At 40.3% G+C, this 26246-nt stretch carries 24 protein-coding genes and 2 tRNA genes; 14 read left to right on the top strand and 12 right to left on the bottom strand.

The features are described from left to right. Positions 1–149 precede the first annotated feature (149 nt). From D7322_RS22945 to D7322_RS22935, 3 genes are all read left to right on the top strand, one after another. The gene (locus tag D7322_RS22945; protein ID WP_121126531.1) at positions 150–1757 is read left to right on the top strand and encodes a TlpA family protein disulfide reductase; all 1608 of its coding nucleotides are present in this window, start codon (positions 150–152) and stop codon (positions 1755–1757) included. 216 nt (positions 1758–1973) lie between these two features. Beyond that, the gene (locus D7322_RS22940) at positions 1974–2240 is read left to right on the top strand and encodes a PqqD family protein (RefSeq protein WP_121126530.1); all 267 of its coding nucleotides are present in this window, start codon (positions 1974–1976) and stop codon (positions 2238–2240) included. A 315-nt stretch (positions 2241–2555) separates the two neighbouring features. Beyond that, on the top strand, positions 2556–3578 hold the full coding sequence (locus D7322_RS22935) for a bestrophin family protein (RefSeq protein ID WP_121126544.1): 1023 nt from the start codon (positions 2556–2558) through the stop codon (positions 3576–3578). A 24-nt stretch (positions 3579–3602) separates the two neighbouring features. Here the strand turns inward: D7322_RS22935 and D7322_RS22930 are convergent, their stop codons facing one another. Next, positions 3603–4061: an Lrp/AsnC family transcriptional regulator gene (locus D7322_RS22930; protein WP_121126529.1), complete on the bottom strand. Its 459-nt coding sequence runs from the start codon at positions 4059–4061 to the stop codon at positions 3603–3605. A gap of 176 nt (positions 4062–4237) precedes the next feature. Here D7322_RS22930 and D7322_RS22925 point away from each other — a divergent pair, with 176 nt between their 5' ends. Together D7322_RS22925 and D7322_RS22920 are read left to right on the top strand one after the other, a co-directional pair. Further along, the gene (locus tag D7322_RS22925; protein ID WP_121126528.1) at positions 4238–5443 is read left to right on the top strand and encodes an aminotransferase class I/II-fold pyridoxal phosphate-dependent enzyme; all 1206 of its coding nucleotides are present in this window, start codon (positions 4238–4240) and stop codon (positions 5441–5443) included. A gap of 246 nt (positions 5444–5689) precedes the next feature. After that, a complete protein-coding gene (locus D7322_RS22920) occupies positions 5690–6127 on the top strand; it encodes a DoxX family membrane protein (RefSeq protein ID WP_121126527.1) in 438 nt (145 codons plus the stop codon). A gap of 17 nt (positions 6128–6144) precedes the next feature. On the opposite strand, the gene D7322_RS22915 is transcribed toward D7322_RS22920, so the two are convergent. From D7322_RS22915 to D7322_RS22900, 4 genes are all read right to left on the bottom strand, one after another. Beyond that, positions 6145–7437 (bottom strand): DUF3108 domain-containing protein, encoded by a 1293-nt coding sequence (locus D7322_RS22915; RefSeq protein ID WP_121126526.1) that lies wholly within the window; start codon positions 7435–7437, stop codon positions 6145–6147. A gap of 310 nt (positions 7438–7747) precedes the next feature. Continuing rightward, complete coding sequence (locus D7322_RS22910) at positions 7748–9253, bottom strand: M56 family metallopeptidase (RefSeq protein ID WP_121126525.1); 1506 nt, start codon at positions 9251–9253, stop codon at positions 7748–7750. Further along, complete coding sequence (locus D7322_RS22905) at positions 9250–9624, bottom strand: BlaI/MecI/CopY family transcriptional regulator (protein WP_104385877.1); 375 nt, start codon at positions 9622–9624, stop codon at positions 9250–9252. Before D7322_RS22905 ends, D7322_RS22910 begins: the two co-directional genes overlap by 4 nt. A 171-nt stretch (positions 9625–9795) precedes the next feature. Continuing rightward, positions 9796–10188: a group III truncated hemoglobin gene (locus tag D7322_RS22900; protein WP_121126524.1), complete on the bottom strand. Its 393-nt coding sequence runs from the start codon at positions 10186–10188 to the stop codon at positions 9796–9798. A 185-nt stretch (positions 10189–10373) separates the two neighbouring features. On the opposite strand from D7322_RS22900, the gene D7322_RS22895 reads away from it, so the two are divergent. Further along, positions 10374–10940, top strand: coding sequence for a hypothetical protein (locus D7322_RS22895; RefSeq protein ID WP_121126523.1), 567 nt, complete (start codon positions 10374–10376; stop codon positions 10938–10940). A 156-nt stretch (positions 10941–11096) separates the two neighbouring features. Here the strand turns inward: D7322_RS22895 and D7322_RS22890 are convergent, their stop codons facing one another. Next, complete coding sequence (locus tag D7322_RS22890) at positions 11097–11633, bottom strand: ExbD/TolR family protein (protein ID WP_121126522.1); 537 nt, start codon at positions 11631–11633, stop codon at positions 11097–11099. A gap of 219 nt (positions 11634–11852) precedes the next feature. On the opposite strand from D7322_RS22890, the gene D7322_RS22885 reads away from it, so the two are divergent. Then, complete coding sequence (locus tag D7322_RS22885; protein ID WP_121126521.1) at positions 11853–12368, top strand: methylated-DNA--[protein]-cysteine S-methyltransferase; 516 nt, start codon at positions 11853–11855, stop codon at positions 12366–12368. Between the two features lie 132 nt (positions 12369–12500). On the opposite strand, the gene D7322_RS22880 is transcribed toward D7322_RS22885, so the two are convergent. From D7322_RS22880 to D7322_RS22870, 3 genes are all read right to left on the bottom strand, one after another. Beyond that, a tRNA-Ser gene (locus tag D7322_RS22880) sits at positions 12501–12585 on the bottom strand. Between the two features lie 326 nt (positions 12586–12911). After that, a tRNA-Ser gene (locus tag D7322_RS22875) sits at positions 12912–12996 on the bottom strand. A gap of 93 nt (positions 12997–13089) precedes the next feature. Next, complete coding sequence (locus D7322_RS22870; RefSeq protein WP_121126520.1) at positions 13090–13974, bottom strand: bestrophin family protein; 885 nt, start codon at positions 13972–13974, stop codon at positions 13090–13092. Positions 13975–14041: 67 nt separating this feature from the next. On the opposite strand from D7322_RS22870, the gene D7322_RS22865 reads away from it, so the two are divergent. The 3 genes from D7322_RS22865 to trxA are packed head-to-tail and all read left to right on the top strand — an operon-like array spanning position 14042 to position 15926. Beyond that, positions 14042–14890, top strand: a complete 849-nt coding sequence (locus tag D7322_RS22865; RefSeq protein WP_121126519.1) for a glycoside hydrolase family 25 protein — start codon at positions 14042–14044, stop codon at positions 14888–14890. A gap of 8 nt (positions 14891–14898) precedes the next feature. Beyond that, on the top strand, positions 14899–15627 hold the full coding sequence (locus D7322_RS22860) for a rhodanese-like domain-containing protein (protein ID WP_121126518.1): 729 nt from the start codon (positions 14899–14901) through the stop codon (positions 15625–15627). Between the two features lie 2 nt (positions 15628–15629). Then, positions 15630–15926 (top strand): thioredoxin, encoded by a 297-nt coding sequence (gene trxA, locus D7322_RS22855; protein WP_108636998.1) that lies wholly within the window; start codon positions 15630–15632, stop codon positions 15924–15926. A gap of 101 nt (positions 15927–16027) precedes the next feature. Here trxA and D7322_RS28585 read toward each other — a convergent pair whose 3' ends face one another. The 3 genes from D7322_RS28585 to mqnC all read right to left on the bottom strand — a co-directional run bounded on the left by D7322_RS28585 (position 16028) and on the right by mqnC (position 18031). Next, positions 16028–16183 carry a hypothetical protein gene (locus D7322_RS28585; RefSeq protein ID WP_172395758.1) on the bottom strand — a complete coding sequence of 52 codons (156 nt, stop codon included), beginning with the start codon at positions 16181–16183 and terminating at the stop codon, positions 16028–16030. Positions 16184–16336: 153 nt separating this feature from the next. Further along, a complete protein-coding gene (scpB, locus tag D7322_RS22850) occupies positions 16337–16897 on the bottom strand; it encodes an SMC-Scp complex subunit ScpB (protein ID WP_121126517.1) in 561 nt (186 codons plus the stop codon). A gap of 9 nt (positions 16898–16906) precedes the next feature. Further along, positions 16907–18031 (bottom strand): cyclic dehypoxanthinyl futalosine synthase, encoded by a 1125-nt coding sequence (gene mqnC / locus D7322_RS22845; protein ID WP_121126516.1) that lies wholly within the window; start codon positions 18029–18031, stop codon positions 16907–16909. A gap of 419 nt (positions 18032–18450) precedes the next feature. Here mqnC and D7322_RS22840 point away from each other — a divergent pair, with 419 nt between their 5' ends. From D7322_RS22840 to D7322_RS22825, 4 genes are all read left to right on the top strand, one after another. After that, positions 18451–21720, top strand: coding sequence for a SusC/RagA family TonB-linked outer membrane protein (locus tag D7322_RS22840; protein ID WP_245971426.1), 3270 nt, complete (start codon positions 18451–18453; stop codon positions 21718–21720). 21 nt (positions 21721–21741) lie between these two features. Next, a complete protein-coding gene (locus D7322_RS22835; RefSeq protein WP_121126515.1) occupies positions 21742–23478 on the top strand; it encodes a RagB/SusD family nutrient uptake outer membrane protein in 1737 nt (578 codons plus the stop codon). A 123-nt stretch (positions 23479–23601) separates the two neighbouring features. Continuing rightward, positions 23602–24921 (top strand): D-alanyl-D-alanine carboxypeptidase, encoded by a 1320-nt coding sequence (locus D7322_RS22830; protein ID WP_183078815.1) that lies wholly within the window; start codon positions 23602–23604, stop codon positions 24919–24921. A 10-nt stretch (positions 24922–24931) separates the two neighbouring features. Continuing rightward, complete coding sequence (locus D7322_RS22825) at positions 24932–26230, top strand: MFS transporter (protein WP_121126513.1); 1299 nt, start codon at positions 24932–24934, stop codon at positions 26228–26230. Positions 26231–26246 lie beyond the last annotated feature (16 nt).

The following is a 26246-nucleotide window of genomic DNA, read 5'->3' as shown; positions in this document are numbered from 1 at the left end:
TTCTGTTTAAGTCGGGTTCGGGCCGAGTAAACTTATTTTTGCCTAAAAATGTACGATCATTCTAAACTTAATATAGGGATTAGTTTTTTGAAATCTATTCTTTATTTGGTGTAAAATACTTAACTTAAAGGGATTAAAAGCTAAAAGTTATGAAATTGCCAATTATCGCCTTTTTTATTTTTTTGAATTTTTCGTTTGCCTCAGCTCAAACCGTATCAAAACAAACAGGCGCTGTTGATCCTAACAGTTGGATAAAACAGAAACTCGCCGCGGCGAAGGTCAAAACCGTGTTTAAAAACTATGATAAAAATTTTTTTGGACCAGATTCTGTCCGTATTATCGGTTTTATTGAAGGCTATAGCCCAAAGCTCGGTTTTAATAGCGGCATTATTTATTGTGGCAACCAACTGACCAGAGAGGACTATCCGGCCACAATCCGGATATATCCTGATGGCCGTTTTGAGGCCAGTTACCTGGCGGTCAATCCGGAAATGTCTTATCTATCCATCAATGAGCGTAATTACTATTATTATATCGAACCCGGCCATACCTTGGCTATGACATTGAAAGCTTCGCTGGACGGTCAATTGGAACTGTTGCAGTATGGTGGACCGCTTGCTCAGGAAAATCAACAGCTTGCGGATTTTAAATGGGAAAGCAACCGGAGGAAATTTTATGATCATGTTGAACAGCTGTTGAAGGAAAGACCGACACAGCAGACCAAAGAAGGAGTTATCGCTACATGGGATTCTGTCCGGCAGGATGTAAATGACCGTCTGAAGAGCGCTGCCTATACCCCTAAGGTAAAACATTTGATCCGAAGTGATGTGGATGTCAATTACGCCGCGCAACTGTTGGATCTCCAGATGTATCGCGAAGGGATTTCAAAAAATGACAGCCTAAATCCCTACCTTAAATCTCCCCTTCCGGAAGATTACTTTGATTTTATAAAACGCTTGGACCTGAATGATCCTGCCCTATTTGTCCCGCGGCAGTTCTCGACACTTATCAACCGCTTTGAGTACTCACCATTATTTCCTATTACCAGTCTTTATAGGTTAATGAACAGCCAGCGGAAATTAAACTTCTACCAGGTATTAGACTCCTTAAATCGAAAAGCGAACGGGCCGATAGCCGGTACGCTGGTTACTGAAGCAGCAATACTCCGAACATTGAAATTCAGGATTTCAAATGCAAAAGACACGGTACAGATGGCAGAGATTTCAAATGACCTGTTGCAGGTTCTGACCAATAAGGACTTGAAAAAAGAAGCCATGGCGTTGAACGAAAGAGTGAAAAAATCCATGGGAGGTTACATGTTGCCACAGACGACATCTGCCGCTGTATTTAAAAAACTGACCGATAAATATCGTGGTAAGGTCGTTCTTGTTGACTTTTGGTCAGAATCCTGCGGGCCCTGCCGTGCTGGGATTGAGGCCATGAAAGAAAAGCGCTTAAAACTAAAGGATAATCCCAACCTGGTATTTGTTTTTGTGACGGACAGCAGCGGTACCCCTGATATGAATTTCTACAACGATTATGTGGTCAAAAACCACATGTTCGAAAGCTATATCGTTTCGCCGGATGAGTATCTGGCGTTGCGGGAGTTATTTAAATTTAATGGCATACCGCGATATATTCTAATGGATCCCGACGGCAAGATCCGGAATGACAATTTCCCGATGCATAACTGGCGTTATGAACTGCCCAAAAACTATCCGCAACTATTTACTTTCGAGCAGTTGCAAGGAAGTTAAGGAGAGAAAAGTTTTTTTAAACTCCGTAGTTATTTTTCTTTATCTCTGTTGAGTTTTTTAGTTAATTTTTCGAGTGTCTTTTGTATTTTTGATAACAAGCCGCAGTAGAGAAGAGGCTGCCGTTCGGACCTATTGTATAATGTATATACTTTTTCGTAATAGGACAAACCAAATGAATTGTTTGAATGTCATAGAAATAAATAGAGGAATAGCCAGATGAAACTTAGAGGAGATTTACAATTACGCAAATTGGGCGATGACCATATCTTAGTCTATCCCGGGCAAGAGCAATTGGATGCATCCAAGGTTTATACTTTTAATGAGACTGCTGTGCAGATCTGGCTAGAACTGCAAGGAAAGGAATTTAATGTTGAAAGTGTCACTGCAGTTTTATTGGATAATTACCAGGTAGAAGAAAGTGTGGCTGAAAAAGATGCTGAAAAATTGGTGAAACAATTTGAAAAACAAGGTTTTTTGATCTAACTGATGAGCCGATAATTTTAAGAGGCATTCAATTTTAGATTACGCCAATATCACTTTTTCTAGTAGCACACCGGCGGCTTAATACTTCGGTCTATTCTTTTTTTTGAGATAGATACAATAGGCAGAAGATGATTTTTTACGCGTTTTGCCAGCAAAATAATGACTGCAATAAGGTTATGTAGGATAGATTGATTTTGAAATAAAATGACAGGTGATATTGGACTGTAGAAATTTAAATGGTACATTCAGCTGTGGATAAATTTGTTTCTCATACCAGATATTGCTGGAGCGGGAATGTTAAAAACGGATGCTTTTATGATTACAACAAAGTATTTTAATTACAAACAGATCTTCAATCTTGCTGGTGTCCATTTAATCTGGTTGACGGCATGGTGTTCTCTTGTTACCCTCGTCTATTATTTCTTTCAGTGGGAATGGATGATTATTCCTTGGGTTCCCTTGGCATTGATTGGTACAGCAGAAGCATTTTACGTGGGATTTAAAAATAACCAGGCTTATGATAGATTATGGGAGGCCCGAAAGATATGGGGCGGGATCGTCAACTCCAGCCGCTCATTTGTATCCATGCTTTATGCCTTTAATACCGGACAGGGCGATCAGCAATATCTGGAAGAAGTCAGGAAGAAATTAACCTACCGCCATATTGCCTGGTTATACCAATTTCGTGAGCAGCTGCTCGTTCCGACCGAGTGGGAACACATCAGTCTGAAGAGGCATATCGGTGCACTTAATGTCAAGCGACATCGGCTGATCAAAGCCGGTTTTCCGGATTATAGCCGGACGCCTATATTCTTGAATAAATATCTTTCGAGAGAAGAATATGCGCTACAGTCGGTCTATAAAAACTTTGCAACTTATCTGAATTCCCAACAGGCAAAAGATGTCAATGATTTAAAAAACGATGGGCTTATCTCGGATTTCAATCAGATGCAATTGCAGACCTGCCTCAATCAGTTTTATGATTTTCAGGGACAGGCAGAACGAATCAAAAAGTTCCCCTCGCCAAGGCAGTTTGCCAGCACGGCATTTGTTTTTAATGTTATTCTGATCATGTTACTGCCTTTGGGGCTGGTCAATGAATTTGCTAAACTGGGCCACTGGGGAATTTGGACTAGTATTCCTTTTTGTGTGGTCATTGGCTGGATCTATATTGTGATGGAACTGGTGGGTGACTATACTGAAAATCCTTTTGGGGGACTGATGTTTGATATTCCGATGTTGTCCATCTGCCGAACGATAGAAATCGATTTATTGCAGATGACAGGTGAGGAAAATCTGCCTGATCCGATTGCTTCGAAAAATGGTGTTCTGGTCTAATGAGCTATTCTTGTTTGGCAGGGGCTAAATAAGAACAGTTATGGTATTCTTTACCTCAGCGATCATAAAAGAACTGTGGGTGCTCGCAATGTGCTGTAGGGAGGTCAACTTGGACAACATAAAATGTCGATAATCTTCCATGTCCCGAACACAGATCTTTAAAATATAATCGTAATCGCCACTGACATGGAAGCATTCGGTGACTTCCTGTAAATCCATTACCTCCCTTTCAAACTGCTGTATATATTCTTTTTTATGCTGTGTGAGCTTGACATGACAGAGCACCATAAAATCTTTTGCGATCTTTTGTTTATCAAGTAGAGCGACATATTTAGAGATCACCCCGGTGTTTTCAAGTTTACGTACACGTTCATAAGCAGCCGTTACGGATAATCCGAGCTTATGAGCAAGCTCCTTGGTGGTCTGTTTGGCGTCTTCCTGCAGAAGTTTGAGTAATTTTTTATCAGTTTCGTCGAAGTGCATAGATTATTTTTTGGTTTAAAGTAGTTATATGTAGTTGTTGTGGATATATTTTCTAAAATTTACAGATATATCAGATTTATAATCTAATATACTGATAAAATGTTGTAATAAAATGTAAAATAACCCAATTTTATGTATAAAAAATTAGCAAAATTTAAAAATAAAATTATACACAGATGGAAGATTTTAATGCAGCAAATGAAATACAGGATTTGCAATATTTTGGAGAGTTCGGCGGTGTAAATCCTTCTATTTCGGATAGCTCGACCTATACCTTTCTATCCGCTAAAACTATGTTTGATACCTTTGAGGGCAATGCGGATGGCTGTTACCTATATTCGCGGCATTCATCTCCGATGAATCTATATCTTGCGCAGGCGCTGGCCAGGCTGGAAAATACGGCTGCCGCCAATGTAACGGCTTCGGGAATGGGAGCGATAACAACAGTTCTTTTGCAACTCTGTAAAAGTGGCGACCATATTATTTCCAGTCGAACGATCTACGGCGGTACCTACGCTTTCCTGAAAAATTTTTTACCGCCGTTCCATATTGAAACGAGTTTTGTTGATATCGGTAATTTTGAAGCGATCGAAGCCGCGATACGTCCGGGGACAAAAATAATTTATTGTGAAAGCGTCAGCAATCCCTTACTGGAGGTAGCTGATTTAAGAAGACTGTCTGCCATCTGCAAGAAATATAAGCTCACACTTGTGGTAGACAATACCTTTTCGCCGTTATCTATCTCACCGGGGCTGTTAGGTGCGGATATCGTGATCCATAGCCTGACAAAATTTATCAATGGTAGCAGCGATACTGTCGGTGGTGTTTATTGTGGTACAAAAGAGTTTATCAACGATACAAAAAATGTCAATTCCGGTGCCTGCATGCTGCTTGGTCCGACGATGGACAGTCTCCGCTCGGCCAGTATCCTGAAAAATCTCCGTACACTCCATATCCGCATAAAGCAACATAGTTATAATGCGCATTACCTGGCCGAACGCTTTGAAAAGGATGGGCTGAAAGTTTCCTATCCCGGATTGCCTTCACATAAGCATCATGAGCTGATGAAAAAGATAATGCATGCAGAGTATGGTTTCGGCGGGATATTGACTTTGGATGCCGGAACGACAGATCGTGCCAACGCGCTCATGGAGCTAATGCAAAAGGAGAACCTTGGCTATTTGGCCGTAAGTCTTGGCTTCTATAAAACGCTATTTTCCTGTTCGGGCAGTTCGACGTCATCTGAAATTCCCGAAGAGGAACGGGTGAGCATGGGAATCTCCGACGGACTGATCCGTTTTTCTATTGGCTTGGATCATGATATTGAACGTACTTATCAACTGATGAAAGCATGTATGGTTAAAACAGCTGTTCTGGCTTAAGGAAAAAAATATATATTCTCACTTTTTATTGGGACTATTCGACAATTCGATTGTCGTTTATTATGGTGTATCACAGTTTAATGGAGGTGTACACCATATAAATTCTTATTCATATTAATTGATGTTATAAGGCCGTTCAGTATTTAAAATGCTGGCGGCCTTATTGTTGTCTGTCACTTGATTTCTTAAACTGGTTTAAGTTAATCCGGATACTGTTGCCTTATATTTGATCTTAAAAATTTAGAAATGATATATAGTCAATTTTTTGTACGCGTAGCTGTGGCAACAGCCTTTTTATCTGCTGTGGCGGATCGTTTGGGTTTTTGGGGAGCCCCAGGTACGGCGAATGCTTCTTGGGGAAGTTGGGCCAATTTTGTCGCTTATTCCAATCAGCTCAATTTTTTTGTGCCGGCGTCAATAGGAAGTATGCTCGCTATCGGAGCGACCATACTCGAGGTCGTTTTGGCCCTGTTGTTATTGATCGGTTATCGGACACGTTTCGCAGCGCTGTCTTCAGGGATTCTATTAACCGTTTTCGCGTTGACGATGACACTGTCTTTTGGTATCAAAGTCACGTTTAACTATTCGGTTTGGGTAGCGGCAAGTGCCTGTTTTCTCTTAGGGAGCTATCGGGATTTTCCATTTAGCTTTGATCGATTGATGAAAAAAAATCAAAAGAAATAAATATGTCTTTATTTTTCCTACATTTCCTTTAAATTCACCTCTTTCTTTTCGCCGTCTTTATCAATGCTGATCCGTTTTTCGATAGTCGCTTTATCAGTATAAGATGACCTTCCGGTCCCATAATTTGTTGTAGAACCGGTATATCCCCAATAATTGTAATAATTGGTATAACCGGATACATACGAATAGTTGTACGAATTGGTAAAGTCAAAGCTGGTCATAATAATATAGTTGCCCGGCATTAGCTCTGCAAATTCAAAGTGTCCCTCATCATCATACACTTTGGTGCGCTTGATAGCGTGTCCAAAATCTAAATCCAGTGGAACCTCGGCAACTTTTTTCTGTTTACGGATTTTCTTATTGACCTCAAGCCATTCTTCGTAGTATGCTGAATTTGGAAAAAGCATAATCTCGGTTCCTTTTGGAGCATATTGTTTTTTCGCCGTATTGACAAGACCGCCTAATCTTTTACCTGAACTTGAGCGTGCATAAGCGGTCCCGATGATGACGCTATTGCCGTTGGAGATCTGTCGGATGGCCAGTTCCTTGTCGAACCGATTTTTGATCGGCTGATAGTCCAGTTCCTCATTGACCGTAATTTCCCACTTGCCGTTGCCCATGGACATCTCCCGCTGCCAAAGCCGCCGGTCTTTCTTGTCCACCACATAATTGTAGATAGCTCCTGTGTTTTCTTCCAATAAGGTGATCAGCCAGGTATCATGCTTCCCGGTTTTCGGTGAACCATAGCTATAACTTTTAACTTCCTTGATAGTATAGTATTCAACCTGTGTATTGGATTCGTCATTATAATAGAATTGCGGGATCCGAGCTTTATAGCCTACATCAAGCGGAAGTGTCCCAATCATTAAATCCGTCCAATTAAAATCAATAAATGGCTCGGTAGGACGAAAACTCAGTTTTTTATCTTTTTTAGTTTCTTTGGAATAATAATTACCGGTGATGGTTTCACCAAAGCTGAGATTTAATTTTGTTTTTTTGCCGTCACTGGTATAGCTGATGGATTTTAATGTTTGGGGATCCACAACACTTGTCCTGATATTGATCCAGGAACTGTCCTTGGGTGTGTAGGAGTTTTTTAAGGTCAATTGATTGCCTGTAGATGTGATATCATAGACCAATGATCCCTGCTTATCCCAGTTATTATCTTTGACATAATATACGGTATAAAGCGATTTCTCTGGCTTTATATATTTAGTATTGATATCAGGGCTTCCGGGGGCAACCATCTTTTGGCTTAATGCGCCAAAGGGGAGCAGGCCTGCCGCTAAAACAAGTGCATACGATTTCATATCTGTATTCCTATAGTTAATGAAACAAGCTGGTTTTTCTTGTTTATTTTATCAATCTAAGGTAGTAAAAAAGTTTTTTATTTTTTTGGACAACCGGCTTAGTTGAACGTCTTACTATTGATATGGAAATTTAATAATTTATTCTCAGTTTACGTATGCAATGAACTGTTGGAATATAATACAACATGTTTGATTTAGCGATTTTCAAATATACATGCTGGTTGATTGGAAAACCGGAGGAACGATCGTTCCTCCGGTTATTTTTTGTCTTTTGAAAAGAAAGTTTTATGCTGTCTGACCTAAGTTTTGATTACTTGGACAAAGGGGGATTTTTAGGTATTTCACCTCGATACTGGGTTCTGACCCCCTGAAGAACCGGCGCATTTTTTTTATCGGAATCCATGGCTATCTCTTTTGCAGGTTGACCTTTAAGTACAATCCTTGCAGCCTGTGTTCCGCTGTTTTCTCTGGCTTCTGAGACGTTGGTGCCAGCGGAACGCACGTTTACTTTTGTTATCGTATTTGGTTCTGCCGACCTTATTTCTGTTACCTTTGCTGATCCAGAGGGTGCAGTACCTGTTTTCACCGTTGCTGCGGTATTGGGATCATTCACTTGAACATTTGAATTCAATGATGTAGTGGCGCTCACATCCGCAGTTCCGCTTAGCTTGATCCGCTTAGGTTCCTGAAACTTTGAATTTCCGCTTTTACTGCTGCTTTCTACATATACTTCTTCTATTTTAGCTGGAGCATATGCTGATTCTTCTTTTTTGGAAGCAGCGTTTTTCTTTGGCTTCATTGGCGGTGCCATTTCTCTTTTAGGAGGTTTGGGCGGCATTTCTTCGGCTTTAGGGGCACCGGGGCGTTTAGCCGCCGGAGGTACTGCGGCTGGTTTGGCGGGCTCAGTCTTTTCTGTTTTGGCCGGAGTTGTTTTCTGTGCTTCGACATGTGTCGAGAACAGTAGACTAATTGCTGTTGTCAGCAATAGGGTAAGCGCAGGCATCAGCAGGAGCTTACCGCTGGGTGTTCTTTTCTGTAACATAATTAATCGTTTTTTTGTTGTTAAAAAATTAAAATTACTGGCCGGTAATGCGTTTATATCGGGTGAAGACATGCTCCACTGGATTATCAGATGTTGGTAATTCGTGCGTTCATAAACCTGAACAACAGCATCGTCTGCCAAGTACTCGTGGTTTTGTCGAATGGCTTTATCGATCAGGTAGACGAAGGGGTTGAACCATAATATCACGCGGATAAACTGCATGGCCATCACGTCGATGGAATGCCGTTGATTTACATGTGCCTGTTCATGTGCGATAATGGAAGAATCAATTTCTCCCCGTGTAAAGGCTTCACGGGGCACATATATACGTCCGAAGAATGAAAAAGGCGTTTTGAGGCCTTGAATAGTATAAACAGCGGGAATAGCCGTAACAGATCCGAGATCAATGTAAGAAGAGAACTTTCTATAATTCAAGACATGTTTGACCAGTAGTAGCGTCGTAACCAACAGATAGATCAGAACAATGGATGTATCCGTGTCCATTATAGGTTTCTGTCGATCTACTAGCGCCGGTTCGACGGCGGGCTCCGTAGTTTCAGGCAGCCTGGAAGCCAGATCGGCACCAAAATGAAAAAAATCAGGAATAAAAGACGGCAAGGCAGTTTGTATCAGCGGAGCAAAAAGGGCAATCGGTATAATGGCAAGCAGATAAAACCGATTAAACACCAGGAGCTTTTGTCCTTGCAAAAGAAAGATGTATACAAGATACAGTAAGCCTGAACAGGCGATCAACTTTCCCAAATAGATAATCATGTCGCTTTGTTTTTAATTTCCGAATCAATTATTTTTTTTAGCTCTTCCAGTTGCTCCCTGTTCAACTGCGATTGTTTGGTGAAAAAAGAAGCAAATTTTAAAGCCGAATTATCAAAATACGTTTCAACGATATCATTGACGTGCGCGAGATAATAACTGTCCTTGTCAAACAAAGGGTAGTACTCTCTTGAATTGCCGTATAGCACATAAGATATGGCGCCTTTTTCAGTCATTCGCTTTAATAATGTCGCAATTGTTGTCGGAGCAGGTTTGGGTTCAGGATAGGCTTCCATAAGATCCTTCATAAAGGCCTTTTTCATGTCCCAGATATACCCCATCAATTGTTCCTCGGTCGCTGATAATTTATTCATACTACAAATATAGAATATATTCTACATTATGTAGAATTAAAAAGTGTTAAAAATCTATTTTGCTATTTATTTTATTGATTTTGAATGTTTTATTCGTGCTTGTTAGTCGCGGATAACCTTTTTAGTGGCAAAAATTGGGCGGGAGAGAACCTCAATATCGCGAAGACTTTTTTATAATAAAGGTTTCTTTTTAGGATTGGTATTGAAATATTCTTTTTTAAACTGGAACATTTGCGCCATTTTTTGTGCACGCCACTTAGCTTCTTCGGCTTTTTCACCCTTGTACAGACGGTCCACAGTCGCTTCAAATAACAGAAGCCAGTGGTCGAAATGCTTTGCTTCGATCGGCAGGGGAATATGAGGCGGAAATGGGCTGCCGAAGTAGGTGTGTTCATCCAGAAGTATGGTCTGCCAAAAGCGATACATCTTTTCCAGATGTTGGGCCCATCTGTCCTGGATACGTTCCTGAAAAATTGGTCCAAGAAGACTGTCCTGACGGACAGTGCCATAAAACTGATCGACTAATATTTTAATGTCCGCAATGGTCTGAATATCCTGCTTCATGGGAATACGTGTAAAGTTTTGTGAAGCGGATACGAATTAACTATAGCTGCCCCACAGTATATAATAAAGTTAAATTTAAGTAGAATAATGGAGAAATGAATCAGGCTGATGTAAAGAAGCCTGTTAAAAATATTGGATTTTTCTTTTATTGTCAGTAATTTGAATGCACATTTAGGGAAAAACAGATGGGAAAATACACTTTTTTTGCCCTGCTGCTGCTGGGATGCTCCGTCGCGCAGGCACAGATTACCGATATTACGGTCAATAAAGAAAACTTTCAATCTTCGGGCTTTCCGTTTAAAGGCAAACGGGTGTTGCAAGTTGAGCGTATTCAGACCCCAAAGGAAGATAATTATATCATTTTTTCAAAAGAGGAACGTGGAGCAGATCCGGATAAACTGTATGCGCAGCAATTTCAACGAATCGATGGTATGTGGGTGCCGATAGTGGAAGAAACTATTCAGGAAGATGGTATCATTACTTCCGTCTGGGAATCCCGAAAAGCTTTTTTTGATGCAGACAAAGACGGAAAATTGGATGCGGTGTTTATTTATTCCAGACATCCGAAGGATAATGTCGAAAAGCAGTTGAGCTGTATTGCCCTGATTTTATACAAAGGACAATTTTATCGTATGCGAGCAGAGGCGGAGGACGGGTACGAAAAAACGACGTACTCGGATAATTATGCTTCTTTGCCCGCGGAAGTAAAAGAAAATGCGGAACGTTACTGGCAAAACCTGGACAAAAGATAATTTATTATTGTTGGAATAATATTGAACAGGGCTGCCCATTTTTTGGATAACCCTGTTTTATTTCATTGTCCATATGCCTGCAATTCTGCTTTAAAAGATAAAGATTGCTCGGACTGGTTATTGTTGCGGATATAAACTTTTGATCGCTGGGAGCCTTTATTGAATGGATGCCAATAATTGCTTTTCCTCTTCGTTTTGAGTTTTACCTATGACATAACGGGTAATGTTCTGATGTTTGAGCTCGTCAATCGTTCGAATGACATCTTTCGTCCGTGCTTCTTTGCTCGGTTTGATCAGGACAATCATATCTTTCGTATTGGGCATGGTACTGATCTTGCCTTTGAGCTGTGCGACCACCTGTGCCAATGTCTTTTCTATATCGGCCGGTTTTTCAGATGAAGCAATGGGTTTCTTAAAGTCACCATGATACCACATAAATTTTCCATCGCCAAGGATCAGGGTTGCTGTCCGGTTTTCATCAATAAAGACTGGGCTATCCACATCGTCTTTTGTTTTGTCTGGCATGGCAATATCCATCGCCGCAGGTTTGTTTAGGGTCGTGGTCAGCATGAAGAAGGTAATCAGAAGGAAGGCAAGATCTACCATTGCTGTCAGATCCACCTTTGGTGCCATTTTCCGGCTTCTAATTTTTTTCTTTCCGCTTTCCTGTGTTTTTTGGTTTAATTCTGCCATGATCTTTATTATTTAGGTAACAACTATTGTTCATTCTTATGGATATGATGTTCAACGTGCGTGAATTCCATATTTTTTATAATAAAATCTATTTTTTTCTTAGTACTTTTTAGAAGTAATTTAGGATTAAGGTAAGATAGGAATGGCATTATAAAAAGAGAAGCAATGTTTCCTTTTTCGGAAATGGAATAAAAAAGATTAGTAACTTGGTAAAAAAATATGGCACAGGATAATGGACTTGTCTATACGGATATTGCATCACCTTTAGGGAAAATAAGGCTTGTAGCTACCATTCGTGGTCTTACTGCCGTATTGTGGGAAGGAGAAGATTATACCCGTGCAAAGATATCAATACCTCATAGAGATGATGGTGCGCAAATATTATTGCTTGCAGCGCAACAACTTTTTGAGTATTTTGAACGCAAACGCACTATTTTTGATCTGCCGCTGGATATGCAGGGCACAGCTTTTCAGCTTAAAGTTTGGAAAGCTTTATTGGCTATTCCATACGGTCACACAACAACTTATGGAGATTTGGCGCGCCAGCTAGGTGATATAAAAGCTGTGCGGGCAGTCGGAGGTGCATTGAATAAAAATCCAATATCTATTATTGTACCTTGTCATCGGATCATTGGTGGATCTGGTAAACTTGTTGGTTTTGCTGGTGGTCTGAAAAACAAATCTATTCTTATTGATCTGGAGAGCAAAGATCGGACACCTACGCTTTTTGATTGAAAACAAATCGACCAGTCCTTATTTAATCACCCCTTAAAATTTTCATCGAAGAGAGCATTCAAATCCCGTTTCCGTTTGTTTCGAAGCCCGATAACATGCAAAAAGCCTTTCATTTCTGAAAGGCTTTTTCTGCGGAGAGTGAGGGATTCGAACCCCCGAACCTGTGACAGTTAACGGTTTTCAAGACCGCCGCATTCGACCACTCTGCCAACTCTCCGCGACAAAAGTAGAAATTCTGAACAGATTTACAAAACTTATTTTGCATTTTTCTCTGTTTAATGTGCTATATGAATGGCTTGTTCTAGGGATATGATTGTGTATCAGGTTTTTATTTCAATGTCTTATTTAGATCATTAAAACTTTGTCATACGAATCAGTCCTTTTCAGCCGGATATCAACGATAAAAAAAGGTAGTGAAAGAAATTCCAGTTGGGATTTATAGTTCTGATAAGGAATGCGGTTCATTTTTCGGCCTCCGGCCGGCCCTTTTTTCCGAAGCCGATAGCATGCAAAAAGCCTTTCATTTCTGAAAGGCTTTTTCTGCGGAGAGTGAGGGATTCGAACCCCCGAACCTGTGACAGTTAACGGTTTTCAAGACCGCCGCATTCGACCACTCTGCCAACTCTCCGCGACAAAAGTAGAAATTCTGTATAGATTTGCAAAACTTATTTTTGTAATGATGTCTTATGGTTTGAAAATGAGCTAGATTATTTTCAAAACTCTACGCTATAATAATCTCGTGGCAGTGTTTTTTTATATTAGCCGCGATTTTGTCAATCGGTAGGTCGTCCTGGTCTATACCAAAAGGCTCCTCGATGGACTCCCCGATTAATTCCAGTGATGCAAGTACATATAGGATGAACGGAACGGCAACAACGACAAAGTATCCGATCGAGAAAACATAGCCTACAGGCAGTGTCATCGTATAGAAGATAATGAACTTCTTGATAAAAGCACTGTACGCCAAGGGAATCGGTGTATTTTTAATCCGTTCACATGCGCCACAGACATTGGTCATTGACACGATTTCCTCGTTGAGTATAATCAATTGGTCTCCGCTGACTATACGTTCCTTATAGAGCTGGTTTATCTTCTGAAAAATCATATTGGAAACCTGATTTGGACCATGCTTTTTGCTATCCAATGATTTAAGCTCAGGATGTTCATTTTCATCCAGCATAAACTTGGTATAGTCAGACCGTAAAAAGTCATACAGGGTCTCCGCAAAAAGCGGGATACTTTTTCGGAAGAAGCTGCGATTGACCTTGTCTCCCTCATCAAGAATCGCATTAAGCTTATAGGCAAAAGCACGGCTGACATTGGTCAATGTACCCCATTGTTTGCGCGCCTCCCACCAACGGTCATAAGCCGAGTTGGTTCTAAAGACCAACAGTAAGGAGATAACGAAACCTAAAAGATTATGGACGATAGTGATATTTTTGACCCAGCTCCTTTCACTCAATTTGAGGTATTCCAATTCGAGGTAAGCAATACCCCAAGAATAGATAGCGATAAAAATAAGAAAGGGAAACAGCTTTTTGAAGGTGTCTGATTTATGCAATTTGAAAGTTGCTGACAGCCAGTCTTTAGGATTGTATACGATCATATACAAAAATATAAATTGTTGCGAAAATTTTGCGAGTTAATTGTGATTCCCGTAACTTCATCATCGTATGGGGCAACGGCAAACAAAACGAACAAAAACTGTCAGGAAGCAGCAGCAGTCTCGAGAGACCAGATGGATCTGGGTGATGGCAGGGATGCTTACGTTTCTCTTATGTCTTGTTGCATGGCACTATAAGGCTGGAATCATGTATTACTTCCGCGTGGCGACATCAAAAAATAAAGCGTTAACAAAGGATGCTAAATATGATATCCGTAATATCGAAATCATGAGTAAGCATGATGATAAGGTGTTTGGTATTGATGTTTCGACTTATCAGGAAGATATCGACTGGCAGAAAGTGAATACGATCAACGATCAATTTCCAATAGATTTCGTGTTTATCCGTGCGACAATGGGGGAGAAGGGGATAGACGATAAATTTAGCCGGAATTGGTCCAAAATACAAAATCGTGCCATCCTAAGGGGAGCATATCATTACTTTCGACCAAATGAAAATTCGGTTAAACAAGCCAAAAATTTCATCCGTAAGGTACAGCTTCATCCGGGGGATCTTCCGCCGGTACTGGATATCGAGGAACATCCGAAGCAACAGTCCATGGATAGCCTTAAAGTAGGATTGAAACGTTGGCTAGAAGAGGTGGAAATGCATTATAAAGTCAAGCCCATCCTGTATTCCGGAGATAAATTCTATAGTGATTTTTTAGAGAATGAATTTGCGAACTATACCCTATGGATCGCGAACTATAATTTCTGGATCGAAAACCCAAAAGAGCATTGGGCATTTTGGCAATTTTCGGAGAAAGGAACAGTAACCGGTATCCGTGGAAATGTCGATCTGAATATTTACAACGGAAAAATAACGGAATTGGAAAAATTGCTTATTCCCTTTAAATAGTAAATAAGATGAACAAAGTTTTTATAACCACGCTTATATGGGGTATCTTGACATGTCATAGTGTGCTGCCCGCCCAAACAAAATCACATCCAGGACAGGGAGTGCCGCAATATACGGTAACAGGATTGCCTGTACTTTCCCTGAAGCAATTTAAAAAATTACGTGCTCAGGGCGATGTATTTGTTTTGGACACACGATCTGCTGATGACTTCTTAAAAGGATTTATTCCGGGAGCGATCAATATTGGTTTTAAAGGTCCTTTTGATACCTTTTTGGCAGAAGTCATTCCGAATAGAAATCAAAAACTTTTGCTTGTGACAGAGCAGGGGAATCATACGGCAGTGGGGGAACGTTTGATACAATTGGGGTATACTGCGGCGATTGGTGTATTGGACGGAGGCATGGGGCGCTGGAAAGAGCGAGAATCAGTAGATTCGGTTGTTAACCTGACAGTACAGAAATTTGGAGAAAGATCAGATGCAGGTCATATTGTTGACGTACGGACGGAGAAAGAATTTGATAAAGGACATATTGACAATGCAATGAACATTCCGTTGTCGGATTTCGCTAATTTTGGTAACACGCTGGAAAAAGATGGTACACAGTTGTATGTGCATTGTCAATCGGGCTATCGCAGCGCGGTCGCCGTGTCTATCTTGCGTGCAAAGGGATTTAAAAATGTGTGCAATATTCAGGGTGGATATAAGGCATTGAAAGATGAAATAAAGGAGAATTAATAATGGCAACTTTTGACCAGATTATTCAATCAAATTCGCTGGTTTTAGTGGATTTTTTTGCGACGTGGTGCGGTCCATGCCAGACGATGGCACCGGTATTACAGGATGTGAAGGAATTTTATCAGGAAGATCTTTCCATCATAAAGATTGATGTGGATAAAAATCCGAAAATCGCTTCCATTTATAAAGTAAGTGGTGTGCCTACATTTATCTTATTTAAAAATGGTCAACAAGTGTGGCGCCAAAGCGGGATGATCCCAAAAATGGAATTGCATAAGTTGATAGACCAGGCGAAGTAGATCGGAAGGCTTAAAAAAATAAGGCGTTCAATCAAATTGAACGCCTTATTTTTTTAAATGATTCGCTGGTTTTAATAGGTAGTGTTATATCGCACTAAATATTAAAATTCATCATCATCATCGAAGTCATCCAATCCTTCAATTTCAGGGATTTCGAAATCATCGTTATCGAAATCATCGTCATCGTCATCAGGTCCATTGAAAGATGCGAATTTTACTTCTTCAAGATCTTCGGTAGCTAATATTGCCGTGTTCATAAAATAATACTTTATTGTTTCTTATTCAATGTTGTAAAATTAGAGAAGAAAACTATTTTTTAAAACTTTTTTTAAAAAAAATATTAGTCTTTATTTTTCTGTTAATCAGTATGTTGGATTGTTTTTTGAAAATAAAAATTTATTTTATTTTATTTACTCATTTGTTTCGCCAATTGCGTTGTCCTCTGTGACGATATCTTTTAGCTGTGGAAGATCGCGAACGCCATTGATTCCGAAATGATCCATAAACTGTTGGCTGGTCGCATACAACAATGGTTTACCAATTGTATCGGCTTTTCCGGCTATTTTGATCAGTTTCTTTTCTAAAAGTCTCTGGACAGAATAATCGCAGCTGACCCCTCTGATCTGTTCGATCTCAAGCTTTGTAATCGGCTGTCTGTAGGCGATGATGGCAAGTGTTTCGAGTGCCGACTGACTGAGCTTACGTTTGTTGTTGTGATTTTGTAATTGCTGTATTGCCTCATGATAAACTGCTTTGGTCAAAAACTGATAAGCATTATTGATATACCGTAATTCCAGAACATGCTCTTCATCCCGATATTTATCTTCGATCTTTTTAATCAATTCACGCAGTTCCTCTCTGGATACTTCAATAGCAAGCGCCTCCTGCAAGATGTGTTTGATATCCGCAAGATCTATTCCTTCTGCAGAAGCAAAAATAATTGCTTCAATATTTCTGATAACGTCTTTCAATGTCGGGTATTAATAGTTAATGACTTGCTCGACCATGTGAGCAGGCAGTTCTCTAAAATCATATTTTTGTGTTCTCAGCTGGGGGTCAAAGCCCGCTTCCAAAATCGCTTCCTGTATAGATTTAGAAGTGAATCGATGGGGAGCACCGGCTGCTGAAACAACATTTTCTTCAATCATGATGGATCCAAAATCGTTGGCTCCGGCATGTAGGCACAACTGCGCTGTACGTTTTCCAACTGTAAGCCAAGATGCTTGAATATTTTTAATATTGGGCAGCATAATTCTGCTCAAGGCAATCATACGGATATACTCTTCTCCCGTCACATCATTGGTAATGCCGCGCAGTCTTTTCAATAATGTACCGTCATCTTGGAAAGGCCATGGAATAAATGCAATAAAGCCGTAGGAATCCTGCGGTTTTTCATCCTGTACTTCTCTGATCCAGACCAAATGCTCGAATCGCTCTTCGATGGTTTCGATATGGCCAAACATCATTGTGGCAGAAGTAGGCAAATTGATTTTATGTGCGGCACGCATCACATCAAGCCATTCTTTGCCGCCACATTTTCCTTTGGATATCAAACGCCGGACCCGGTCATTTAGAATTTCTGCTCCGGCTCCGGGCAACGAATCTAACCCCGCCTCTTTCAGCTGCGTCAATACCTCGATATGACTCATATGTTCTAACTTGGAAATATGTGCGATTTCAGGGGGACCGAGTGAATGTAGTTTTAAGTTAGGGTAAAGCTCCTTTAATTGCCTATATAAATTTTTGTAAAATTCAATGCCCAAATCAGGGTGATGACCGCCCTGTAAAAGGAGTTGATCTCCGCCATACTTAAAGGTCTCTTCAATCTTCTGTTTGTAGCTCTCGATATCGGTGATGTAACTGTCTTCGTGGCCCGGACGACGAAAGAAATTGCAAAATTTGCAATTTGCAACACAGACGTTGGTCGTATTGACATTCCTGTCGATCTGCCAGGTTACCTTGCCGTGTGGTACTTGTATCTTACGCAATTCATTGGCTACGAAAGTCAAATCAGCTGTCGGTGCATTTTGATATAAAAAAACACCTTCTTCCTTGGAAAGGAACTCAAATCGGAGTGCCCGTTCTAATAAACTACTTACATTCATCAGAACAAATATAAGTACCTTTTAGCGTATTTAAATGTATTTGGCGAATATTTGACATTCAGGCTTGCTATAAGAATAAACCGGATCAAAGAAAATCCGTGAATTGTCTTTTGTAACAAAAGTATAGCGATAAGACTTAGTGTATTAATTACAATAACTTGATTTATAGTGGTTTGTAATTTAATTATGATTTTTCTTTTTTTTTATATTTATTATTCTTTACATTTATTTAACAGATTTTAACATTTCTACGAATAACCAAACTAAAGGAAAAAATGATAACCAAAGGGCTCGCTGCCTGAAACAATGCATATTGTTCCTGCTAGAGCAGAATGACCAATAACTGAACAACCAATATCAAATTAAAAACAAACAGAGAAATAAACATAAATTTTTTTAAACCACCTATTTATAAAATTATGATGAAAAAAACGGACCAAAAACGCTGTTTTGATCTCATATTGGGCCAAAAGTTCAATAAGAGTTTTCTGCTTATGAGTTCTCTTCTCATTGCAGGAGGAATGAACGCTCAAGTGTCAGCCAATGGGGTAGTTGCCCATGGCAGAATTGAAGTCGTTTCGTTAACGAAATCCAAAGGGTTACAAGAAATACCCATTAAAGGTGTGGTGAAGGATGCTACTACGGGGCAGACCATCACGGGTGTCTCCGTTAAGATCAAGGGAACCAACAAAGGTACCTCAACAGATGGGGACGGCGCATTTACGATCCAGGGGAAGGTAGGTGATGTATTGGTTGTGAGCTACATCGGTTACACAAGCTCCGAAGTTACGGTCACGGGAAAGGCTGATTTGACAATTTCCTTAAACTCTTCAGAAGATGCATTGGAAGAGGTTGTCGTGACAGGCTATTCAACGCAACGCAAGAAAGATCTGACGGGATCTGTTGCTGTAGTCAATACGGACCAATTGAAAACAACACCGGCAGCAAGTGCGGTGGAGTCCCTGCAAGGTCGCGCCACGGGTGTTCAAGTTGTCACAGATGGAGCTCCGGGCTCTACACCACAGATTAAAATCCGGGGCTATAGTACCATTAATAATAACGAACCACTATATGTGATTGATGGCGTGCCATTTGAAGGTAAATTGAGCTGGCTAAATCAGAATGACATTGAAACAATGCAGGTGCTGAAAGATGCATCGGCAGCTTCTATCTATGGTTCACGTGCCAACAATGGTGTCGTTATCATTACAACAAAATCTGGCAAATCTGGCAAACCACAGATTAATTTTGATGCGTATTACGGTGTTCAGGTGCCTAATAGTGGCCGTTTCCCCAAGATGCTGAGTCCGCAACAGATCTATGATTTGAATGGGAATAAAGATCCTCTTCCTGATTATCTCCTTTATGGTTCACTTTCTGGAAATAAAATTGATCCTAAGAGTGTTGATATGTCCAAATACAACTATGCGGACAACAAAGAAGAATTTTTTCAAATTACAAAGGCAAATCAAGCGGGAACGGATTGGTTCAAAGAATTGAGCCAGAATGCGCCGACACAATCTTATCAATTAAATACTGTTGGAGGTGGCGAAAATGCTTCTTATGCGGTTTCTGGAGGATATTTGGGCCAAAAAGGAACGGTGGTCCATACGGGATTTGAACGCTTTAATGTACGTTCGAATACGAATTTTTCCGCTTTTAATAAAAAACTGCGTTTTGGTGAAAATATGCAGTATAGCATGACCAAAGGGCATGGTATCGGTGTAAATACAAATACGGCCGGCGATTATATCGGTGAGGGCAGTGCGATCGGATTTGCATACCGTATCAAGAATATTATTCCTGTATACGATGAAGGCGGTAATTTCGCTGGTTCCAGAGGCGGCTGGGGAAATGGTGAGAATCCTGTGGCGATTGCTTATCGCGCGAAAGATAATGTGAACAAAAGCAATTTCTTCTTCGGGAATGCTTTTGGAGAGTATGACATATTAAAAGGATTAACATTTAGAACAAGCTTTGGTATCAAATATGAAAATTATTACAATTTAAGTTATACCTATCCAAATCTGGAGTTTACAGAGGGTAGCGCAAATAGTGCATCGTCAGAGACCTCAGGTTATAATACGGAATGGACTTGGACAAATACATTGAACTATAAGGCTAACTTTAATGATGCCCATAGCTTAAATGTGTTATTGGGAACAGAGGCGATCGATAATACCTATCGTCAGGTTCAAGGAAATGGAAATGGTTACTTCATTACCAATAGCACGGATTTCTTTTACGTGAGTCAGGCTTCCAAAAATTCGGCATCAAGTGAGGGTGCTTTGGGATCGTTGTTCTCCATTTTTGGAAAAGTAGATTATTCCTATAAAGATCGCTATATCTTAAGTGGAACAGTCAGAAGAGACGGATCGTCAAACTTTGGCTCCAAAAACAAATATGGTACTTTTCCTGGGGTGAGTGGGGCATGGCGGATATCCCAAGAGGAGTTTATGAAAAATGTAAGCTGGTTAAGTGACCTGAAATTGAGAGCAGGTTACGGTATTACGGGGAACCAACGTATCCCGTCTTATCAATATTTAAAGCGTTATGCGACTTCTATTAATTCGGCTTCTTATCCAATAAATAATGAATTAGTAAGCGGGTTATGGGTAAACAACTACCAAAATGAAAATGTAAAATGGGAACAGGTTGCTTCCTTAAACTTAGGAGTGGACTTCTCGATTTTGGGAGGTAAAATTGATGGTGCTTTTGACTGGTATAATAAGAAAACTTCAGACATGTTATTTGCATTGCCGCTGCCTGCTACTGCTGTGGGGCGTGCTGCGTCACCTTATGTGAATATTGGCGATATGCAAAACAAAGGGGTGGAGTTTTCGTTGAATTATCACCATAAACAAACTGATCCGAACAAATTCAACTTCGATATTGGAGCAAACATCTCAAGAAACAAAAATACAATTGTTGGTTTGGCACCGGGTATCAATGACGTGGTATACGGTGCTTTCCGAAGCATGGAAACCTCGATTTTGAGAACAGGGCAACCTTTTGGTGCATTTTATGGATTCAAAGTAGCAGGAATTTATCAAAACGAAGCTGAGCTGACACAATACCCTTCTTACGAAAAAGCCCGTGTGGGAGGTTTTAGATTTGAAGATGTGAATGGTGATGGGATCATTGATGCAAAAGATAATACCGTTATCGGAAGCCCACATCCGGATTTTACGTATTCACTTAATTTCAATGCCAATTACAAAAACTTCGATATCATGATGTATTTCTATGGCTCGAAGGGAAATGAGAACTATGAGGCAACACGTTACTTTACGGATTTTGGCGTGTTTGATGGTCAAAAGAGCGTACGCGTATTGGATGCATGGAGTCCAAGCAATACATCAAGTTTAATTCCATCGCAAACGAAAGAAGAGGTATCGGCCAATGAGTATGCATCTTCTAGCTATTTCGTACAGGATGCAAGCTTCTTTAAGATGAAAAACTTACAGATCGGTTATAATTTCTCTACAGATAAACTCTTTGGCGCAAATACAGGCGTGAAAAGATTAAGGGCTTATGTCGGAGTAACAAATCTATTCACCATTACAAAATACGAAGGTCTTGATCCGGAAGTATCGGCAACGCCATCGGATTATCCAGCATTGGGGGTTGATTTTGGGGTATATCCGCAATCTAGGCAGTATATGTTGGGTGTAAGTTTAGGTTTTTAACGAAATTATAAAGCAATTAAAATGAAAAAGAGAACTATTCTATTATACAGTCTGTTGGGACTGACAACTTTTGGCATGTTTGGATGCAGTAAAGGGTTTTTGGAAAAAAATCCCCAAGGGGAATTGATCGAAGAGCAAATAGAGGGAAAAAAAGGGGTAGAAGCCACTCTGATCGGCGCTTATGGAATTATGAACGGTAATATAAATGGGACCTGGGGGAACTATGGGTCGGCGCCAAGTCAATGGATTTTCGGAGAAATTACATCCGATAATGCGCACAAAGGATCGGTGATCACCGACCAGCCGAACATGAATATGATCGAATCTTTTACTACCATTTCCTCCAACGACAACCTGAGCACCATGTGGCAGGTGTATTATGAAGGGGTACTTCGTGCGAATACCACTCTTCGCTTGTTGAAGCAAGATCAAGATGGTGGCAAAACAGTTAAAGCCGAGCGTGCAAAAGAAATCGAAGGTGAAGCGAAATTGTTGCGTGCGCACTACTACTTTTTTCTGTGGCGTGTATTTAAAAATATTCCCTATATAGATGAAAATACAAGCATTGATGATGCAAAGGTTGTTAAAAATGACAAGGATGTACAACCGATGATTGAAAGCGATCTGAAAATTGCTATAGCAAATCTACCAGATAAGAAGATCAATGATGAAGGGGGACGCATGGATCAGCGTATTGCAAAAGCCTATTTGGGAAAATTATATCTCTATCAGAAAAAATATGCTGAAGCTTTGGTTTTATTTAAGGAGGTCATTGGCAGTCGGGACATCACAACAATGCCTTTTCAGGATAATTATGACGTGAATAAGGAAAATGGCCTTGAAGCGCTTTTGGTGGCCAAGCATGCCATCAATCCTGATGGTGGGGGTGACAATGCCAATGTGGGCGATATGTTGAGCGGTTTGAATGGAACGAATCCTGTCGGTTGTTGTGGTTTTTACCAACCGTCCATAGATCTTGTTAACGCTTATAAGGTAGGTGCAGATGGACTTCCAATGTTAGATGATTCATACCGTGATAACCCTTATACATCCGATATCCTGCTGACTGATACAGCAGCGATCAAAAAATACGAATTAAATCTGAATTTGCGATTTGATCCACGTCTTGATTATACGGTCGGCCGTCGGGGTGTCAACTTCCTGGATTATGGGGAGTTTCCCGGTGATGCTTGGTTGCGGCCTGAAGAAGGTCGTCGCCCGCATGGAGGTCCATTTACAGGTATAAAGACGATGATTCCAAAAAGTCAACATGCTGCCCATACTCAGGCCGGTGCAGCTTATGTAACCGATTTAGATGTGAATATCATGCGTTTGGCGGACGTCATTCTCATGGCTGCGGAATGCGAGATTGAACTGGGGAATCTCCCAAATGCTTTACAATATGTTAACTCTATTCGGTTGCGTGCCGCAAAACTGCCTGCAAAAAGAACTGGAAGCGGGGCCGTCGCAGCGCAGTATCTGGTTAAACCCTATCCAGCGTTTTCGAGTCCAGATCAGGCGCGCAAAGCTGTCCGATTTGAAAGAAGATTGGAACTTGCCATGGAAGGTCACCGTTTCTTTGACTTGGTGCGCTGGGGTATAGCAAAAGAGGTTATCGCAAATTATGCAAAGTTTGAAGGCGGTATTCTCCCCGTCTTTAAAAGCAAAGCATATGCGGATAAAAATGCTTATTTCCCAATTCCACAGGAGGAAATCAATAAAAGTAACGGTAGCCTCACACAGAACCCAGGCTACTAATAACTGATGTAATAAATGCAAAAGGAGGAAATTAATCCTCCTTTTGCTGTTTTAACTGATTTGTATCTGAATTTTGGCAATGGGAGAAATGGAGTTAGTGCTCTTTTTTGTATGTTTGAACCAATGAAAAATTCCCTGCGTACAATATTACTGCTTTGGCTTGCCCTATTTTCTACCCGTATTGTAAAGTCCCAGGATTTTGAAGACGTCTATCGGATGCTTCAGGAATCCAAAATATTGAATGACCATTTTTATGGATTTTCATTATATGATTTAACGGCAAATAAGTTTGTCATGGACGTCAATGGCAATAAACATTTTACACCGGCTTCGAATACTAAAATGTATACGACTTATGCCGCACTGGAGCTTCTGGGAGACTCCATACCCGGGTTGGAGTACGTCGAACGCGGCGATTCTTTACTGATCTGGGGAACAGGTGATCCGACTTTTTTGCACAATCGGCTGGATACGCGGGTGGTCTATAATTTTCTGAAAAGAACGAACAAAACGATCTATATGGTGCCCGGAACAATGAAGAATAAGTTCTACGCACATGGTTGGGCAATGGAGGATTTTGAGGCATATTATCAGCCTGAAATAAGTACCTTCCCGATCTATGGAAATGTGGTTACTTTTCGTCAAAAGGGATACAACCATTTAAACACTTCTCCGGGGTATTTTCAAAAGGATCTGGATTTTTTACCGCAACCTAAATTGGGTGACTTTGAACTTTCACGCTCGTTTCGGAGCAATACTTTCTGGATGTCAAAACGACCCGTACCAAATGATTATGTCAATGAGGTACCTTTTATCTATTCCGATAGTTTATTTGTGAAATTGTTGTCGGATACGCTGGGCAAGAAGGTAAATCTGTTGGCCTATAAAAAACCAAATGATACAAAAATATTGTATTCAGGAGAAACCAAAAATCTCCTACGTGAAATGATGTTGCCCAGTGATAATTTTATTGCTGAGCAATTTTTGATGATGTGTACCCGGAAACAATTTGGACAGTTCGATACTTATCTTGTGCGGGATTGGATGAAAAATAAGGTCTATAGCTTTTTTTCAGATGAAGTGGCAATTTTTGATGGGTCGGGGCTGTCTTCCTATAACAAGGTTACACCACAGAATAACGTTGACCTTCTGGTGCTTCTGAAAAATAAGATACCCGATGAAAAGGTGCTGTTTCGGCTGTTTCCTGCCGGCGGAGTAGATGGTACCTTGAAACGGACCTATAGTAAAGACCAAGGGGAGCCTTTTGTATTTGCAAAAACCGGAACAATTACCTCAGTGTATAATCAGAGCGGTTATCTGATCACACGATCCGGAAGACGGCTTGCTTTCTCTTTTATGAATAATAATTATATTGATGATCGCGCAGCTGTAATTCGTAAAGAAATGGCTAAAATAATTACTTATATTCGTCAAACTTATTAAGCCAATTTAAATGGAAGCAATTGCAAAAAACAATAAAAAACTCATTCGTTCCTGGGCGATGTTTGATTGGGCCAATTCTGCTTATAACCTCGTAATTACCTCAACCATCTTTCCTGTATATTATACAGCAATAACAACGACAAAAGAGCATGGTGATGTCGTTAAATTTTTTGGTATTGAGATTGTCAATACAGCGCTTTCCAATTTTTCACTGGCTGCAGCTTACTTGCTGATGTCATTTTCTTTGCCTTTTATATCATCCTACGCTGATGCGAAGGGTTTAAAGAAACAGATCATGAAACTCTTTACCTATGTTGGTGCGATCGCATGTATGTGCCTGTTTTTCTTTAAACTGGAAACCTTGGAGATCGGTATTGTATGTTTTGCTTTGGCTGCAATGGGCTATATTGGTGGTGTTTTGTTCAATAATTCATACCTGCCCCTGTTAGCGACGGTAGATCAGCAGGACCGTGTGAGCGCACAGGGCTTTGCTTTTGGCTATATCGGTTGTGTAACTTTACAGATTCTTTGTTTTATCGTGGTTCTGAAGCCGGAATGGTTTGGAATTACAGATCCATCGTTGCCGGCCCGAATATCTTTTCTGATGGTAGGGCTGTGGTGGCTGGGATTCTCCATGATCCCATTTAAATATTTACCTAAAATTGAACCCACGGGCAATAATTTAGGGAAAAGCTTTATACAGAATGTACGGGACGAATTTAACCACGTGATCCATGAAATCAAAGGCATCCCTGAGATTAAACAGTTTTTGCCCGCTTTTTTCTTTTATGCGATCGGGGTACAGACACTGATGATTGTCGCCTCATCATTTGGTGAAAAAATTCTTCATCTTGGTGCCGAGCGGCTCATTGCAACCATTCTTTTAATCCTGCTTGTCGCAATTTTAGGAGCTTTTTTGATGTCTTATTTATCGAAGCTTTTTGGAAATATTAAGGTGTTGATCGTCGTTGTGATGATTTGGATCTCAATTTGTATTGCTGCATTTTATCTGTCCACTCCGATGCAATTTTATATTATTGCTGCATTGGTCGGTCTGGTCATGGGGGGAATACAGTCCTTATCGAGATCGACATACTCTAAACTGATCCCAACAGATATTAAGGACACGACGGCCTTTTTCTCTTTTTATGATGTTACAGAAAAAGTGGCAATCGTCATCGGTCTGTTCTCCTTTGGCCTGATTGAACAGATCACGCACAATATTCGTTATTCTGCACTGGTACTTTCTTTATTTTTTGTAATTGGATTGTTACTTTTGGTGCGGATATTAATATCCAATAAATCTTAATTTTATTGATTGAATT

It is taken from the genome of Sphingobacterium puteale, from assembly GCF_003627955.1.
In the GTDB taxonomy this organism is placed as follows: Bacteria; Bacteroidota; Bacteroidia; order Sphingobacteriales; family Sphingobacteriaceae; genus Sphingobacterium; species Sphingobacterium puteale.
The sequence above is the reverse complement of the archived record's forward strand: the minus strand, read 5'-3'. Positions and strand labels throughout refer to the sequence as shown.